This window comes from Pluralibacter gergoviae ATCC 33028 = NBRC 105706 (assembly GCF_001598855.1).
Classification (GTDB): Bacteria; Pseudomonadota; Gammaproteobacteria; order Enterobacterales; family Enterobacteriaceae; genus Pluralibacter; species Pluralibacter gergoviae.
This window is the reverse complement of record NZ_BCZS01000002.1, coordinates 146790-162518: the sequence shown is the minus strand read 5'-3', so window position 1 is coordinate 162518 and position 15729 is coordinate 146790. Positions and strand designations below refer to the sequence as shown.

The 15729-nt window shown below is 61.3% G+C and carries 12 protein-coding genes; 7 read left to right on the top strand and 5 right to left on the bottom strand.

The features are described from left to right. Positions 1 to 2: 2 nt before the first annotated feature. Positions 3 to 1022: an NADPH-dependent aldehyde reductase Ahr gene (ahr, locus tag ENGE1_RS03245; RefSeq protein WP_048253784.1), complete on the top strand. Its 1020-nt coding sequence runs from the start codon at positions 3 to 5 to the stop codon at positions 1020 to 1022. A gap of 33 nt (positions 1023 to 1055) precedes the next feature. Here the strand turns inward: ahr and ENGE1_RS03240 are convergent, their stop codons facing one another. Further along, positions 1056 to 2708 (bottom strand): dihydroxyacetone kinase subunit DhaK, encoded by a 1653-nt coding sequence (locus ENGE1_RS03240; protein WP_048253785.1) that lies wholly within the window; start codon positions 2706 to 2708, stop codon positions 1056 to 1058. A 136-nt stretch (positions 2709 to 2844) separates the two neighbouring features. Between ENGE1_RS03240 and ENGE1_RS03235 the strand changes: the two genes are divergently transcribed. Then, complete coding sequence (locus ENGE1_RS03235; protein ID WP_043080795.1) at positions 2845 to 4344, top strand: helicase HerA-like C-terminal domain-containing protein; 1500 nt, start codon at positions 2845 to 2847, stop codon at positions 4342 to 4344. Positions 4345 to 4395: 51 nt separating this feature from the next. Here ENGE1_RS03235 and lptG read toward each other — a convergent pair whose 3' ends face one another. After that, complete coding sequence (lptG, locus tag ENGE1_RS03230; RefSeq protein WP_043080796.1) at positions 4396 to 5478, bottom strand: LPS export ABC transporter permease LptG; 1083 nt, start codon at positions 5476 to 5478, stop codon at positions 4396 to 4398. Beyond that, positions 5478 to 6578: an LPS export ABC transporter permease LptF gene (lptF, locus tag ENGE1_RS03225; protein WP_048253788.1), complete on the bottom strand. Its 1101-nt coding sequence runs from the start codon at positions 6576 to 6578 to the stop codon at positions 5478 to 5480. The genes lptG and lptF overlap by 1 nt, the downstream gene beginning before the upstream one ends. Before the next feature lie 269 nt (positions 6579 to 6847). Between lptF and pepA the strand changes: the two genes are divergently transcribed. The 3 genes from pepA to ENGE1_RS03210 all read left to right on the top strand — a co-directional run bounded on the left by pepA (position 6848) and on the right by ENGE1_RS03210 (position 11741). Continuing rightward, on the top strand, positions 6848 to 8359 hold the full coding sequence (pepA, locus tag ENGE1_RS03220) for a leucyl aminopeptidase (RefSeq protein ID WP_043080798.1): 1512 nt from the start codon (positions 6848 to 6850) through the stop codon (positions 8357 to 8359). 83 nt (positions 8360 to 8442) lie between these two features. After that, a complete protein-coding gene (gene holC / locus ENGE1_RS03215) occupies positions 8443 to 8886 on the top strand; it encodes a DNA polymerase III subunit chi (protein ID WP_043086282.1) in 444 nt (147 codons plus the stop codon). Then, complete coding sequence (locus ENGE1_RS03210) at positions 8886 to 11741, top strand: valine--tRNA ligase (protein ID WP_043080799.1); 2856 nt, start codon at positions 8886 to 8888, stop codon at positions 11739 to 11741. The genes holC and ENGE1_RS03210 overlap by 1 nt, the downstream gene beginning before the upstream one ends. A gap of 62 nt (positions 11742 to 11803) precedes the next feature. On the opposite strand, the gene ENGE1_RS03205 is transcribed toward ENGE1_RS03210, so the two are convergent. Then, the gene (locus ENGE1_RS03205) at positions 11804 to 13003 is read right to left on the bottom strand and encodes a YjgN family protein (protein ID WP_043080800.1); all 1200 of its coding nucleotides are present in this window, start codon (positions 13001 to 13003) and stop codon (positions 11804 to 11806) included. A gap of 190 nt (positions 13004 to 13193) precedes the next feature. On the opposite strand from ENGE1_RS03205, the gene ENGE1_RS03200 reads away from it, so the two are divergent. Both ENGE1_RS03200 and ENGE1_RS03195 read left to right on the top strand, forming a co-directional pair. Next, entirely contained in the window at positions 13194 to 13697 is a 504-nt protein-coding gene (locus ENGE1_RS03200) for a GNAT family N-acetyltransferase (RefSeq protein WP_043080801.1), read from the top strand. A gap of 128 nt (positions 13698 to 13825) precedes the next feature. Next, positions 13826 to 14866, top strand: a complete 1041-nt coding sequence (locus ENGE1_RS03195) for an alpha/beta hydrolase (RefSeq protein ID WP_048253789.1) — start codon at positions 13826 to 13828, stop codon at positions 14864 to 14866. A 40-nt stretch (positions 14867 to 14906) separates the two neighbouring features. Here ENGE1_RS03195 and miaE read toward each other — a convergent pair whose 3' ends face one another. Beyond that, a complete protein-coding gene (gene miaE, locus ENGE1_RS03190; protein WP_048253790.1) occupies positions 14907 to 15665 on the bottom strand; it encodes a tRNA isopentenyl-2-thiomethyl-A-37 hydroxylase MiaE in 759 nt (252 codons plus the stop codon). Positions 15666 to 15729 lie beyond the last annotated feature (64 nt).

Sequence of the window (15729 nt, the reverse complement as noted above, 5' to 3'; positions counted from 1 at the left end):
TGATGAGCATCATAAAAAGTTACGCCGCCAAAGCGGCAGGCGCCGATCTGGAAGTGTGGGAGTACGAGGCGGGCGATCTGCTGCCGGACGACGTTGAGGTGCAGGTGGACTACTGCGGCATCTGCCACTCGGATCTGTCGATGATCGATAACGAGTGGGGCATGTCGAGCTACCCGCTGGTCGCGGGCCACGAGGTGATTGGCCGGGTGGCGGCGCTGGGGACGGCGGCGGCGGACAAGGGTCTGAAGGTCGGCCAGCGGGTCGGCATCGGCTGGACGGCGCGCAGCTGCAACCACTGCGATGCCTGCATCAGCGGCAACCAAATCAACTGCCTCGAAGGCTCCCTGCCGACCATCATGAACCGCGGCGGCTTTGCCGATAAGCTGCGCGCCGACTGGCAGTGGGTGATCCCCCTGCCGGAGAACATCGATATCGCCACCGCCGGGCCGCTGCTGTGCGGGGGCATCACCGTGTTTAAACCGCTGCTGCTCAACAGCGTCACCGCCACCAGCCGGGTGGGCGTGATCGGCATCGGCGGCCTGGGGCATATCGCCATCCAGCTACTGCGGGCGATGGGCGCGGAGGTAACGGCCTTTAGCTCCAATCCGGCGAAAGAGCAGGAAGTGCGGGAGATGGGCGCCGATCGGGTGGTGAACAGCCGCGATCCGGAAGCCCTGAAGGCGCTGGCCGGGCAGTTCGATCTGATCATCAATACCGTGTCGGTGGATCTCGACTGGCAGCCCTACTTCGAGGCGCTGGCCTACGGCGGCAACTTCCACACCGTCGGCGTAGTGATGAAGCCGCTGCAGGTTCCGGCGTTTACCCTGATCGGCGGCGACCGCCGCGTTTCCGGCTCGGCGACCGGCAATCCGTCGGAGCTGCGCACGCTGATGCGCTTCGCCGGGCGGGCGAAGGTGGCGCCGGTGACCGAGGAGTATCCGATGTCGGGGATCAACGACGCCCTGCGCCACGTTCGCGAGGGCAAGGCGCGCTATCGGGTGGTGCTGAAGGCGGATTTCTGATCGCAACAGGCCCGGCGCTGCCGGGCCTGTACGCTACTGCTTCGCCACCGCTGCAAACACCTCCGCCACGGCCACCGCCCCCGGATCGGTCACGTCCTGCAGATTCGCCTTATTCACATACGACGAGCGCCCCGCCCCGGCCTTGTGCATCTTCGCCGTGTCCTCGGCGCCCTGTTTCGCCGCCTTGGCTGCAGCATTCAGATCTTTGTCGCGCAGCGCCTCCAGCGCGGGCTGCAGAGCGTCGATCAGCGTGCGATCGCCGAGATCCGCGCCGCCGTAGTGCTTCATCTGCGCCAGCCCGGCCAGCAGGGCCTCCGGCAGCGCTTTGCCGTCGCGCAGCGCCTGTCCGGCGGCGGTGAACAGAATCGACATCAGCACGCCGCTGGAGCCGCCCATCACCGTCGCCAGCCGTTCGCCGATAAGCTGCAGCAGCTGCGCGCTGTTGTTGAGCGGCAGTTCGCCCTCCTTGAGCAGCTTCGCAATATCGCGCGCGCCTTCGGCAAAGGTCGAGCCGGTGTCGCCGTCGCCGACTTTGGCGTCCAGGGCGTTGAGCCTGCTTTCAAGGTCGATAAGCGTCTGCGCCGCCGTCCCGACCACCGCTTTCACCCGGGCGTTCTCCGACGGCGTATACTCGACGCTGTCGTGAATTTTGCTGTGCCGGGCGGTCCTGAGCGCGCCGAAAGCCACCGGCGGCTGCCAGCCGATGGTTTCAACGTCGGTCCGCAGCGCCTTTTCAAAGGTCGGGTTGAGCTTGAGCACCGACAGCGAGAACCCCTTCATGTCGAGGGCGCTGACCAGCGGCGCCGGGCCGATCAGCCAGCGGATGTTCTTCGCCAGCGCCGAGTGGGCCAGTTCTTTGGTAAGCAGGGCCATCTCGAGGGCGGAGACGCCGCCGAGGTTGTTGATCAGCACCGCCAGCTCCGCGTCGCCCGCCTTCTCCTTCAGCGGTCCGACCAGCATGTCGATAATTTCCCGGCTGTTATTGGTTTCGGCGGTGGAGGCCCCCGGCTCGCCGTGGATGCCGAGGCCGACCTCGACCTGCCCGGACTTGATGCGTCCTTCATCATCGTCGCCGTCGCTATCGCCGTCCGGCAGACTGCAGGTGGTCATCGCTACGCCGAGGCTGTAGACGCTGTCGCAGGCCCGCTGCGCCAGGTCGCGCACTTCGCTGAGGGTTTTCCCCTGCTCGGCGGCGTAGCCGGCAATCTTGTGCACCAGCACCGTGCCGGCGATGCCGCGCGGCTGCTTGTTATCCGGCAGAGCGATATCGTCGCCGACAATCACCATCTCCACCTTCAGGCCGTAGCGTTTGGCCTTCTCGGCGGCGAGGCCGAAGTTGAGGCGGTCGCCGGTGTAGTTTTTCACCACCAGCAGGCAGCCGCGGTCGCCGGTCATCGCCACGATGGCGTTGAGCACCGCGTCCACGCTCGGCGAGGCAAACAGATCGCCGCAGACGGCGGCGGTGAGCATGCCTTTACCGACAAACCCGGCGTGGGCCGGCTCGTGGCCGGAGCCGCCGCCGGAGATCACCGCGACCCGGCTTTTATCCCAGTCGGCGCGGGCGATAATGCGAATGGCCGGATCGATATCCAGCCGCACCAGGTTGCCGCGCGGCGCGGACAGGACAATGCCCTCAACGGCATCGTTGACCAGCTGTTTACGGTCGTCAAAGAAGAATCTGGACATAAGCGTTCCTGATTTTGTAAGCGTCAGAAAAAAGGATAGTCTTTTTGCCGCCGGGCGCGGCAAAACTCAGCATTTGTCGGGTCTTTTCGCCGGCGCTTTCGCCTATACTCGAGCGAGGATAAACGGAGGAATGAACATGAGCGCACCCCTGCTGATTGCCCGTACCGAAGAAACGCAGCTGTTTCTGCTGCCCGGTATGGCCAACCGTCACGGACTGATCACCGGCGCCACCGGCACCGGCAAGACCGTCACCCTGCAAAAAATGGCCGAGTCCTTCTCGGAGATTGGCGTGCCGGTGTTTATGGCCGATGTGAAGGGCGACCTGACCGGCGTTGCCGAAGCGGGCCAGGCGTCGGAGAAGCTGACCGCCCGCCTGAATAAGATAGGCGTGACCGACTGGCAGCCGCACGACAACCCGGTGGTGCTCTGGGATATCTTCGGTGAAAAGGGCCATCCGGTGCGCGCCACGGTATCGGACCTCGGGCCGCTGCTGCTGGCCCGGCTGCTGGATCTCAATGAGGTGCAGACCGGGGTGCTGAATATCATCTTCCGCATCGCCGACGACCGCGGCCTGCTGCTGCTCGATTTTAAAGATCTGCGCGCCATTACCCAGTTCATCGGCGATAACGCCAAATCGTTCCAGAACCAGTACGGCAATATCAGCAGCGCTTCGGTGGGCGCCATTCAGCGCGGCCTGCTCACCCTTGAGCAGCAGGGCGCGGAGCACTTCTTCGGCGAGCCGATGCTCGATATTAAGGACTGGATGCGCACCGACGCGAACGGCAAAGGCGTCATCAATATCCTCAGCGCCGAGAAGCTGTACCAGATGCCGAAGCTGTACGCCGCCAGCCTGCTGTGGATGCTCTCCGAGCTGTACGAGCAGCTGCCGGAGGCGGGCGATCTCGATAAGCCGAAGCTGGTGTTCTTCTTCGACGAAGCGCACCTGCTGTTCAGCGACGCGCCGCAGGTGCTGCTGGACAAAATCGAGCAGGTGATCCGCCTGATCCGTTCGAAAGCGGTCGGCGTCTATTTCGTGTCGCAGAATCCGTCGGACATTCCCGACAACGTGCTGGGCCAGCTCGGCAACCGCGTGCAGCACGCCCTGCGCGCCTTTACGCCGAAGGATCAGAAGGCGGTGAAGACCGCCGCCCAGACCATGCGCGCCAACCCGGCGTTCAGCACCGAGGCGGCCATTCAGGAGCTGGGCACCGGCGAGGCGCTGGTCTCCTTCCTCGATGAGAAGGGCAGCCCGTCGGTGGTGGAGCGGGCGATGGTCATCGCCCCCTGCTCGCGGATGGGGCCGGTGACGGACGACGAGCGCAACGGGCTGATCAACCACTCGCCGCTGTACGGCAAGTACGAGGACGAGGTGGATCGCGAATCGGCGTTCGAGATGCTGCAGAAGGGCGTCCAGCAGACCACCGAGGCGCAGAACGCCCCGGCGGCAAAAAAAGCGGCGGATGAAGACGACGGTATTCTCGGCGGGCTGAAGGATATTCTGTTCGGCAGCACCGGGCCGCGCGGCGGCAAGCGCGACGGCGTGGTGCAGACCATGGCGAAGAGCGCCACCCGGCAGATAACCAATCAGATCATCCGCGGCGTGCTGGGCAGCCTGATGGGCGGGCGCAGGCGCTGAGCCTGCGGGCAATAAAAAAGGGCAGCCGCCCGGCTGCCCTCCGCAGGTTTTTTAACTGCGCCGCAGCAGCAGCCACAGGCTTATCAGCAGGAAGCTGGCGCTCGGCAGCAGCGCCCCGACGATCGGCGGGATGCCGTAGACGATGGTCAGCGGGCCGAACACCTGGTCGAGCACGTAGAAGACAAAGCCGAAGCTGATGCCGGTGATCACCCGCACGCCCATCGGCACGCTGCGCAGCGGGCCGAAGATAAACGACAGCGCCATCAGCATCATCACCGCCACCGAGAGCGGCTGGAAGATCTTGCTCCACATGTTGAGCTGGTAGCGCCCGGCATCCTGGCCGCTGGACTTCAGGTACTTGACGTAGTTGCGCAGGCCGGTGATCGACAGCGCATCCGGATCCAGCGCCACCACCCCGAGCTTGTCCGGCGTCAGGTTAGTCTTCCACAAACCGCTGACGGTCTGGGAGCCGGTGATCTGCTTCGGATCGCTAAGGTCGGATTCATCCACCATCGACAGGCGCCACTGCTTGTTGTCCTTATCGAACTTGGCGGTGGCCGCGTAGCGCACCGACTCCAGGCGACGCTGCTTGTTGAAGTTGTAGATGCTGATACCGCCCAGTTCGTCGTCGCCCTTAATGCGCTCAATGTAGATGTAGCTGTTGCCGTCCTTCGCCCATACGCCCTGCTGGGTCGAGAGCAGCGAACCGCCGTACATCGACTGGGCGCGCATGTTGCGCGCCATCTGTTCGCCCTGCGGCGCGCCCCACTCTCCGATGGCCATGGTGATGAGCACCAGCGGGATCGCGGTTTTCATCACCGACATGGCCACCTGCATGCGGGTAAAGCCGGAGGCCTGCATCACCACCAGCTCGCTGCGCTGGGCCAGCATCCCCAGGCCCATCAGCGCGCCGAGCAGGGCCGCCATCGGGAAGAAGAGCTGTACGTCTTTCGGTACGCTGAGCAGAGTGTACAGCCCGGCGCCGAGGGCATCGTAGCTCCCCTGCCCGGCTTTTTTCAGCTGGTCAACGAACTTGATGATGCCCGACAGGGACACCAGCATGAACAGCGTGAGCATGATGGTGCTGAAAATGGTTTTACCGATATAGCGGTCGAGTACGCGAAATGGCTGCATTATACCGCTCCTCTTTCGCTAAACCGCGCCCGCAGGCGGCGCACCGGCACGGTGTCCCACAGGTTGAGCGCCACCGCCAGCGCGATGTAGCCGATGTTCACGACCCACATCCACAGGGCCGGATCGAGCTTTCCTTTACCGCCGTTCGACTTGAGCGAAGTCTGGACAAGGAAGAACAGCAGGTAGAGCAGCATCGCCGGCAGCATCGAGAGCATGCGGCCCTGGCGCGGGTTAACTACGCTGAGCGGCACCACCATCAGCGCCATGATGAATACGGCTACCACCAGCGTCAGGCGCCAGTGAAACTCCGCTTTCGCGCGGCTGGTGTCGGTTTTCCACAGCGTGCTCATGTTCATTTGATCGGTATCGGTCGGATCGAAGGTCGCTGCCTGATGGCCGATAATCGCCTGGTAGCCGGTAAAGTCGGTAATGCGGAAGTCGCGCAGCATGGCGGTGCCTTCAAAGCGGGTGCCTTTGTCGAGGTTAACCACCTGGGAGCCGTCCTCGGTCTGGGAGAGGTGACCGGAATCGGCAATCACCACCGAAGGACGCTGGCTGCCGCGGGGACGTATTTGCGCCATGAATACATTGCTGAACTGGCTGCCCTTAACGTTTTCAATAAACAGCACCGAGTTGCCGTCGCTGGCCTGCTGGAACTGGCCCTGGGCCAGCGCCGCCATGCCGGGGTTGGCTTTGGCTTCCGCCAGCACTTCGTCGGTATGGCGCTCTGACCACGGCCCGACCCACATCACGTTAATCGCCGCGGCCGCGCCGGTAAACAGCGTCAGGATCATCGCCGCCTTGATCAGCACCGCCTTGCTGAGGCCGCAGGCGTGCATGACCGTAATTTCACTTTCGGTATAGAGTTTGCCCAGCGTCATCAGCAGGCCAAGGAACAGGCTGAGCGGCAGAATAAGCTGTGCCATATCCGGCACGCCCAGCCCGAGCAGAGAAAGCACGAGATTTGTCGGGATTTCGCCGTCAACCGCCGCGTCGAGGATCCTGACCAGTTTCTGACAGAAAAAGATCAGTAGCAGGATGAACAGGATAGCCAGCTGGCTTTTTAGCGTCTCCCGCACCAGGTATCTAATGATTATCACTATAAGTACGCCCGTTAAACCCGTTTTGTTACAGGAAAATTGCTTGTTTCATGGCTTAAACGTCATTTATTCTCTTTAGTCGTCGAAAAACATCGCTAAGATTAGAAGACTCAGCGGCTTTTCACAGCAGACCTTCGGTTCTGAGAAGCCAACATTGCGATATCGTTAAGACTAACACGAAGTCATCACAACGACGGTCATGAGTTACGAAAGCATGACATTCTAGCCGTAGCCACTGTCGTTGTCTTTAAGATTCAGGAGCGTAGTGCATGGAGTTCAGTGTAAAAAGTGGCAGCCCGGAGAAACAGCGGAGCGCCTGCATCGTCGTGGGCGTCTTTGAGCCGCGCCGTCTCTCCCCGATAGCCGAACAGCTCGATAAAATCAGCGATGGCTACATCAGCGCGCTGCTGCGCCGCGGCGAGCTTGAGGGCAAGCCCGGCCAGACCCTGCTGCTGCACCACGTGCCGAACGTGCTCTCGGAGCGCATTCTGCTGATTGGCTGCGGCAAAGAGCGCGAGCTGGATGAGCGCCAGTATAAGCAGGTGATTCAGAAAACCATCAATACCCTGAATGATACCGGCTCAATGGAGGCAGTCTGCTTCCTCACCGAGCTGCACGTCAAGGGCCGCAATAACTACTGGAAGGTGCGCCAGGCGGTCGAGACCGCGCAGGAGACGCTGTACAGCTTCGATCAGCTGAAAACCACCAAGAGCGAGCCGCGCCGTCCGCTGCGCAAGATGGTGTTCAACGTGCCGACCCGCCGCGAGCTGACCAGCGGCGAGCGCGCTATCCAGCACGGGCTGGCGATCGCCTCCGGTATCAAGGCGGCGAAAGATCTCGGCAATATGCCGCCGAACATCTGCAACGCGGCCTATCTGGCCTCCCAGGCGCGCCAGCTGGCGGACAGCTACAGCCAGAACGTGGTGACCCGCGTTATCGGCGAGCAGCAGATGAAAGAGCTGGGGATGCACTCCTACCTGGCGGTGGGCAACGGCTCGCAGAACGAATCCCTGATGTCGGTCATTGAATACAAGGGCAATCCGGCGGAAGATGCGCGGCCTATCGTGCTGGTCGGTAAGGGTCTGACCTTCGACTCCGGCGGTATCTCTATCAAGCCGGCCGAAGGCATGGACGAGATGAAGTACGATATGTGCGGCGCGGCGGCGGTGTACGGCGTGATGCGGATGGTGGCCGAGCTGCAGCTGCCGCTGAACGTGGTCGGCGTGCTGGCAGGCTGCGAGAACATGCCCGGCGGCCGGGCGTATCGTCCGGGCGACGTGCTGACCACCATGTCCGGCCAGACGGTCGAGGTGCTGAACACCGACGCCGAAGGCCGCCTGGTGCTGTGCGACGTGCTGACCTACGTCGAGCGCTTCGAGCCGGAAGCGGTAATTGATGTCGCGACCCTGACCGGCGCCTGCGTGATTGCCCTGGGCCACCATATCACCGGCCTGATGGCAAACCACAATCCGCTGGCCCATGAGCTTATTGGCGCCTCCGAGCAGGCGGGCGACCGCGCCTGGCGCCTGCCGCTGGCGGACGAGTTCCAGGACCAGCTGGAGTCCAACTTCGCGGATATGGCCAATATCGGCGGCCGCCCGGGCGGGGCGATCACCGCCGGCTGCTTCCTGTCGCGCTTTACCCGCAAGTACAACTGGGCGCACCTGGATATCGCCGGCACCGCGTGGCGCTCCGGCAAAGCCAAAGGCGCAACCGGTCGCCCGGTGGCGATGCTGTCGCAGTTCCTGCTGAACCGCGCCGGGTATAACGGCGAGGAGTGAGTTTTCCCTCGCCGCGGCCCTCTCCTTCGCGGGGAGGGCCTGCTCCACACCCCATTTAAAGCAACGACAAGAAGCCCCATATGATGAAGAATGCGACGTTCTACCTGCTCGATAATGACGCTACCGCCGACGGACTCAGCGCCGTGGAGCAGCTGGTGTGCGACGTGGCGGCGGAGCGCTTCCGGGCGGGCAAGCGCATTCTGATCGCCTGTGAAGACGAGCAGCAGGCCATTCGCCTCGACGAGGCGCTGTGGTCGCGCCCGGCGGAAAGTTTTGTGCCGCATAACCTGTCCGGCGAAGGGCCGCGCGGCGGCGCGCCGGTAGAGATAGCCTGGCCGCAGAAGCGCAACAGCAGCCCGCGCGATCTGCTGATCAGCCTGCGGGCGAATTTTGCAGATTTTGCCACCGCTTTCACAGAAGTGATAGACTTCGTACCCTACGAAGATTCCCTGAAACAACTGGCGCGTGAACGCTACAAGGCGTACCGCATGGCCGGTTTTAACCTGAATACGGCAACCTGGAAATAATGGAAAAGACATACAACCCACAAGATATCGAACAGCCGCTTTACGAGCACTGGGAAAAGCAGGGCTATTTCAAACCAAACGGTGATGAAAGCCAGGAAAGCTTCTGCATCATGATCCCGCCGCCGAACGTCACCGGCAGTTTGCATATGGGTCATGCTTTCCAGCAAACCATCATGGACACCATGATCCGCTACCAGCGCATGCAGGGCAAAAACACCCTGTGGCAGGCCGGTACCGACCACGCGGGTATCGCCACCCAGATGGTGGTGGAGCGTAAAATCGCCGCCGAAGAGGGAAAAACCCGCCACGACTACGGTCGCGACGCCTTCATCGACAAAATCTGGCAGTGGAAAGCGGAATCCGGCGGCACCATCACCCGCCAGATGCGCCGCCTCGGCAACTCCGTGGACTGGGAGCGCGAGCGCTTCACCATGGATGAGGGGCTTTCCAATGCCGTGAAAGAGGTCTTCGTCCGCCTGTATAAAGAGGATCTGATCTACCGCGGCAAGCGCCTGGTCAACTGGGACCCGAAACTGCGCACCGCCATCTCCGATCTGGAAGTGGAGAACCGCGAGTCGAAAGGCTCGATGTGGCACATCCGCTATCCGCTGGCCGACGGCGCGAAAACCGCCGACGGTAAAGACTACCTGGTGGTCGCCACCACCCGTCCGGAAACCCTGCTCGGCGATACCGGCGTGGCGGTGAACCCGGAAGATCCGCGCTACAAAGACCTAATCGGTAAGTTCGTGGTGCTGCCGCTGGTTAACCGCCGCATTCCGATCGTCGGCGACGAGCACGCCGACATGGAAAAGGGCACCGGCTGCGTGAAGATCACTCCGGCCCACGACTTTAACGACTACGAAGTCGGCCGCCGCCACGCGCTTCCGATGATCAACATTCTGACCTTTGACGGCGATATCCGCGAAAGCGCGGAAGTGTTCGACACCAAAGGCGAAGAGTCCGACGTCTATCCCAGCGATATCCCTGCCGAGTTCCAAAAGCTGGAGCGCTTTGCCGCCCGTAAAGCGATGGTCGCGGCGGTTGACGCCCTCGGCCTGCTGGAAGACATTAAGCCCCACGACCTGACCGTGCCATACGGCGATCGCGGCGGCGTGGTTATCGAGCCGATGCTCACCGACCAGTGGTACGTGCGCGCCGACGTGCTGGCCAAGCCTGCGGTAGAAGCGGTGCAGAACGGCGATATCCAGTTCGTGCCGAAGCAGTATGAGAACATGTACTTCTCGTGGATGCGCGACATTCAGGACTGGTGCATCTCCCGCCAGCTGTGGTGGGGCCACCGCATTCCGGCGTGGTACGACAGCGAAGGCAACGTCTTTGTTGGCCGCACCGAAGAGGAAGTGCGTCAGGAAAATAACCTCGGCGCCGACGTCGCCCTGCGCCAGGACGAAGACGTGCTCGATACCTGGTTCTCCTCCGCCCTGTGGACCTTCTCGACCCTCGGCTGGCCGGAAAATACCGACGCCCTGCGCCAGTTCCACCCGACCAGCGTGATGGTCTCCGGTTTCGACATCATCTTCTTCTGGATCGCGCGCATGATCATGATGACCATGCACTTCATCAAAGACGAAGACGGCAAGCCGCAGATCCCGTTCAAAACCATCTACATGACCGGGCTTATCCGCGACGATGAAGGGCAGAAGATGTCCAAGTCGAAGGGCAACGTTCTCGATCCGCTGGACATGGTGGACGGCATCTCCCTGCCGGAGCTGCTTGCTAAGCGCACCGGCAACATGATGCAGCCGCAGCTGGCGGAGAAAATCGCCAAACGCACCGAGAAGCAGTTCCCGAACGGCATCGAACCGCACGGCACCGACGCCCTGCGCTTCACTCTGGCCGCACTCGCCTCTACCGGCCGCGACATCAACTGGGACATGAAGCGCCTGGAAGGCTACCGCAACTTCTGCAACAAGCTGTGGAACGCCAGCCGCTTCGTGCTGATGAACACCGAAGAGCAGGACTGCGGCTTTAACGGCGGTGAAAAAGTGCTGTCGCTGGCGGACCGCTGGATCCTGGCCGAGTTTAACCAGACGATTAAAGCCTACCGTGAAGCGCTGGACAGCTTCCGCTTCGATATCGCTGCGGGCATCCTCTACGAGTTCACCTGGAACCAGTTCTGCGACTGGTATCTGGAGCTGACCAAGCCGGTGATGAACGGCGGCAGCGAGGCCGAGCTGCGCGGCACCCGCAACACGCTGGTGACGGTGCTGGAAGGCCTGCTGCGCCTGGCCCATCCGATCATTCCGTTTATTACCGAAACCATCTGGCAGCGGGTGAAGGTTATCTGCGGCAACACCGCCGATACCATTATGCTGCAGCCGTTCCCGCAGTATGACGCCTCTCAGGTCGACGAAGCGGCCCTGGCCGATACCGAGTGGCTGAAGCAGGCGATCATCGCGGTGCGCAATATTCGCGCCGAGATGAACATTGCGCCGGGCAAGCCGCTTGAGCTGCTGCTGCGCGGCTGCAGCGACGACGCCGTACGCCGCGTGAGCGAAAACCGCAGCTTCCTGCAGACCCTGGCGCGCCTGGAGAGCATCACCGTGCTGCCTGCCGATGATAAGGGCCCGGTTTCGGTAACCAAGATTATCGATGGCGCCGAGCTGCTGATCCCGATGGCCGATCTGGTCGATAAGGCCACCGAGCTGGCGCGCCTGGCGAAGGAAGTCGAGAAGGTGGAGGCGGAAATCAGCCGCGTCGAAAGCAAGCTGGCGAACGAGGGCTTTGTCGCCCGCGCCCCGGAGGCGGTGATCGCCAAAGAGCGCGAGAAGCTGGCGGGCTACGCCGAGTCGAAAGCCAAGCTGATTGAGCAGCAGGCGGTCATTGCCGCGCTGTAAGCTGTCGCTAACGTAAAAAGGCCGGGCAGCATGCCCGGCCTTTTTGTTATCAGACTTAATGATTAAATAAACGGCAGCGCCGGCGTGGTGCCTGAGGCGATAGCCGAGAAGAAGCCGGTATCCAGCTTTTCATCCGTATCTTTCAGCTCAACGGCGTCCAGATCGCCTTCTACCCACGTATTGTTTGCCATATAGCGCATCAGGCGCATCTTCGCCCACGGGTAGGCGAGACCCAGGGTAAAGGAACTGGCAATGCTCAGCACCAGGATCTGCATCAGCAGGCCGAAGAAGGTTATGCCCGAGCGGAACGTCAGCAGCTCACCGAGGCGCAGACCGTTAATAAACTGATTGCGCAGCGCGGCGACAATATAGACCGACATCAGGATCAGGCCGCCGAAATAGACCAGATAGCTCATGATAAACTGCATCTGATATCCCTCCAGCAGCGCTAATCTCGCCGACTCATCCATTCCCCCCGCCGCCTGGGTGTACATCAGCGTCATCACCACCGAACTCATCAGGCTGCCGATAACAAAGATAAAGGGAATAAGAATAAGCATGGAAACAATGCAAATGACGATGCTGCGCTTCAGCGAAATGTTGACGCTGAAACGGTGAATACCGAAGGTGGCATTATTTCCCAGCAGCTGCATCCATTTGCCGTAAACGATGCCGTTAACCACGCCAATCACTACCAGCGTCAGCAGCGCGAGAATGGCGATAGGGACAACCAGACCGGTCATCGTTTCAGCATCGGGCATGACTTTGGCGGTGAACATGATAACCATAACCGCGGCAATACCCAGCAGTACCGGCAGGCCGAGCATCACCCACAGCGCCTGACCGCTGCCGCAGTTGAAGCCAAAGCGCACCTCGTTGAGGGTAGTCATCAGCGCCTGGTAGCGCAGGCCTTTAACCGCCATGATCGGCATCAGCACCATCAGTACCAGCATCGGCAGAATAGTCAGCGCCGGGCTGATGACCGCGCACACCAGGGTGCCGAGAAACATAAAGACGCCAATCAGCAGCCAGCTGACGAAAAAGACGCCGCCGGTGGCGTTATAGCCAAAGCGCACGCCGTTCAGCTCGGTGTGCTCATAAATATAGCGGCGGCTTCTGACGAAGGCCCAGGGCAGATAGATCCCGAGGGTAATAATGGAGAGGATAAGATTTACCAGACAGATTTTAAAAAATGGCCAGCCCTTACCGTGAAAAACAAATCTGTACTGCCCGGAGGTGGTACTATTTTCGTTATTAACCATACTGAAAATATTCCTTTATCAAATAAATCACAGCAATTAAACAATTATTCTTCATTTAACGCGGCACAGTATGTCCACAAATTAAGCAGTCAACAACCCTAAAATCCAGGTATCGGTAACTTGCGCGCGCGGTATGAGAGTGGTATTAAATGCCTTTTCGAGGTGCGTTTTTTCTTAATTGAGCAACAAAATGACTGTTTCCGCTGAACCCACGCTGGCCCTGCGCCCGATAACGCCTGCTGATAACGCCGCCATCGCCGGCGTTATTCGCGCCGTGTCCGCTGAATATGGCTTAACCGCCGATAAGGGCTATACCGTTGCCGATCCCGAGCTGGATACCCTTTACCAGCACTACAGCCGCCCCGGCCACGCCTACTGGGTGGTGGAGCTGGATGGCGCGGTAGTCGGCGGCGGCGGCGTTGCGCCGCTGCGCGGCGGCGAGCCGGATATCTGCGAACTGCAGAAGATGTACTTTTTACCCGCCGCCCGCGGCCGGGGAATGGCCAGAAAACTGGCGCAGCAGGCGCTGGATCACGCCCGCAGTCAGGGGTTTTCCCGCTGCTATCTGGAAACCACCGCCTTTTTGCGTGAGGCGATTGCCCTGTACGAGCGCCTCGGCTTTGCCCATATCGACCATCCGCTGGGCAGTACCGGGCACGTTGATTGCGAAGTGCGGATGCTGAAGCACCTGTAGAGTTACCGCTCAGGATATTCATTAAAAAATTGAATGAATATCATCCAATAAATGCAGTATTCACGGCGGCAGACGCCTCATAGAGTGTCTGCATCGCTTTTTTACACTCTTCACGGGTACTGCACAGAATGACTCTTATCAATAAATGTTCCTTTCGACTGGCCAGCGGCCTGCTGCTAAGCGCCATGGCCGTCAGCGCAGGCGCGAGTGAGATTACGGGCTACGCGGAGGGCGCGCAGGTCATGCGCGTCGAGAAAACGCAGGGGCGCGTTGATGCGCTCAACGATATTGTGTATAGCCAGGTTAAAAGCGCAACCGACGTGCGGCAGCTGCATATGTCGCTGCTGGTTCCGCGCAATAATAAGCTCAAGCCCGCTATCGTTTATTTCCCCGGCGGCGGCTTTACCAGCGCCTCCTGGCATAAATACATCGCCATGCGCATGGCGCTGGCTAATGCCGGATTTGTGGTGGCGTCCGCGGAATACCGCACCGTTCCGGATACCTTCCCGGCGCCTGTCGTTGACGGTAAAGCCGCCGTTCGCTACCTGCGTGAACATGCCGCCGAATACGGTATCGATCCAAAGCGCATCGGCGTGCTGGGAGACTCTGCGGGAGGCTATCTGGCGCAGATGGTCGCCCTGACGGGCGGCGAGAAACGCTTCGAACAGGGCGACTATCTGACGCAGTCATCCGCGGTCCAGGCCGCCGCCACGCTCTACGGCATCTCCGATCTGCGCAATATCGGCGAAGGGTTCCCCGAGGTCGTGCAGAACGTCCACCGGTCCCCGGCGGTCACTGAGGCGCTGCTGGTCAACGGTACCGCGTTTCGCGATTTCCCGGGCGCGGCGATCGGCAGCGATGAGAAAAAAGCGCTGGCCGCCAGCCCGATGGGCCATCTGAGCGGCAAAAAGCCGCCGTTCTTAATTATGCACGGCAGCGCCGATACGCTGGTTTCTCCTCTGCAGAGCCAGCAGCTTTATAACGCGCTGAAAAAGGCCGGCGACCGGGCCGACTATGTCATTCTGGCGGGCGCGGAGCACGGGGATGATACGTGGTATCAGACGCCGGTGATTGAGCGGGTCGTGAACTGGTTTAAAGCGACCCTCGGCGATCCGCAAAACGCGCCCGCCGCCCCGGGGGCAGCGAAGGATAAAAACGCCAATCTGTAAGCCAGCGCCGCGCCGGGGCAGTTGAACGGCCCGGCGCAGATTAAGCCGGCACGCCGCTGTGAAAGCGGAACGTCTCGTCGGGCGTGGAGATCAGCCGCGCCTCGACCTCGCCAAAAAAGCGTACCCGCGCTGCGATATCCTCATCGCAGACCCGCTGCGCCAGCGCCAGGTAGTCCTGATAGTGGCGCGCCTCGGAGCGCAGCAGCGACAGGTAGAACTTCTGCAGATCGGCATCAAGGTACGGCGCCAGAGCGGCGAAGCGCTCGCAGGAGCGGGCCTCGATATAGGCCCCGCAGATAAGCTTGTCGATAAGCGTCAGCGGCTCGTGGGTGCGCACCTCCTGCAGCAGGCCTTTGGCGTAGCGGCTGGCGGTGATTTTAACATAGGGGATATCGCGGGCGGCCATCGCTTCGCGCACCTGGCAGAAGTGGTGCAGCTCCTCTTTAATCAGCAGCACCATGCTGTCGATAAGCAGCCTGCCCCACGGGTCGTCGGTCTGCGGCATGGCGCTTTTGCCGATCTGACGGCCCAGCGCGGCAAAGTCCGGCTCCGGCCCCCGGCGAAAGGCAAAGGCCTCATAGGGCTGCAGCCACGCCAGCAGCGCGTCGGCGCCCTGTTTGTCGGCAACGTACTTGCGCACCAGCAGCATCGCCGTCTGCGCGGCCTTGAGTTCGCAAACCAGGTGGTCGGTGAGCAGCAGCGGCAGATTTTGCGGGTCCCGGGCCTTGTCCAGCCACGCCTGCGGCGTCGGGCAGTGGAGGAAGGCGAGGACGGGCGCGATTATCTGTGGGTAGTCCATGAAGAGTCTCACTGTTGGCCGCCGTCGCGGCCATGACTGAATATCTGAATCAGACGTGGATTCT

What these genes read in the sequence shown, in the direction of transcription:
- ahr (WP_048253784.1), top strand. Translation starts at nt 3, where the DNA reads ATGAGCATCATAAAAAGTTACGCCGCCAAAGCGGCAGGCGCCGATCTG.
- ENGE1_RS03240 (WP_048253785.1), bottom strand. Translation starts at nt 2,708, where the DNA reads ATGTCCAGATTCTTCTTTGACGACCGTAAACAGCTGGTCAACGATGCC.
- ENGE1_RS03235 (WP_043080795.1), top strand. Translation starts at nt 2,845, where the DNA reads ATGAGCGCACCCCTGCTGATTGCCCGTACCGAAGAAACGCAGCTGTTT.
- lptG (WP_043080796.1), bottom strand. Translation starts at nt 5,478, where the DNA reads ATGCAGCCATTTCGCGTACTCGACCGCTATATCGGTAAAACCATTTTC.
- pepA (WP_043080798.1), top strand. Translation starts at nt 6,848, where the DNA reads ATGGAGTTCAGTGTAAAAAGTGGCAGCCCGGAGAAACAGCGGAGCGCC.
- holC (WP_043086282.1), top strand. Translation starts at nt 8,443, where the DNA reads ATGAAGAATGCGACGTTCTACCTGCTCGATAATGACGCTACCGCCGAC.
- ENGE1_RS03210 (WP_043080799.1), top strand. Translation starts at nt 8,886, where the DNA reads ATGGAAAAGACATACAACCCACAAGATATCGAACAGCCGCTTTACGAG.
- ENGE1_RS03205 (WP_043080800.1), bottom strand. Translation starts at nt 13,003, where the DNA reads ATGGTTAATAACGAAAATAGTACCACCTCCGGGCAGTACAGATTTGTT.
- ENGE1_RS03200 (WP_043080801.1), top strand. Translation starts at nt 13,194, where the DNA reads ATGACTGTTTCCGCTGAACCCACGCTGGCCCTGCGCCCGATAACGCCT.
- ENGE1_RS03195 (WP_048253789.1), top strand. Translation starts at nt 13,826, where the DNA reads ATGACTCTTATCAATAAATGTTCCTTTCGACTGGCCAGCGGCCTGCTG.
- miaE (WP_048253790.1), bottom strand. Translation starts at nt 15,665, where the DNA reads ATGGACTACCCACAGATAATCGCGCCCGTCCTCGCCTTCCTCCACTGC.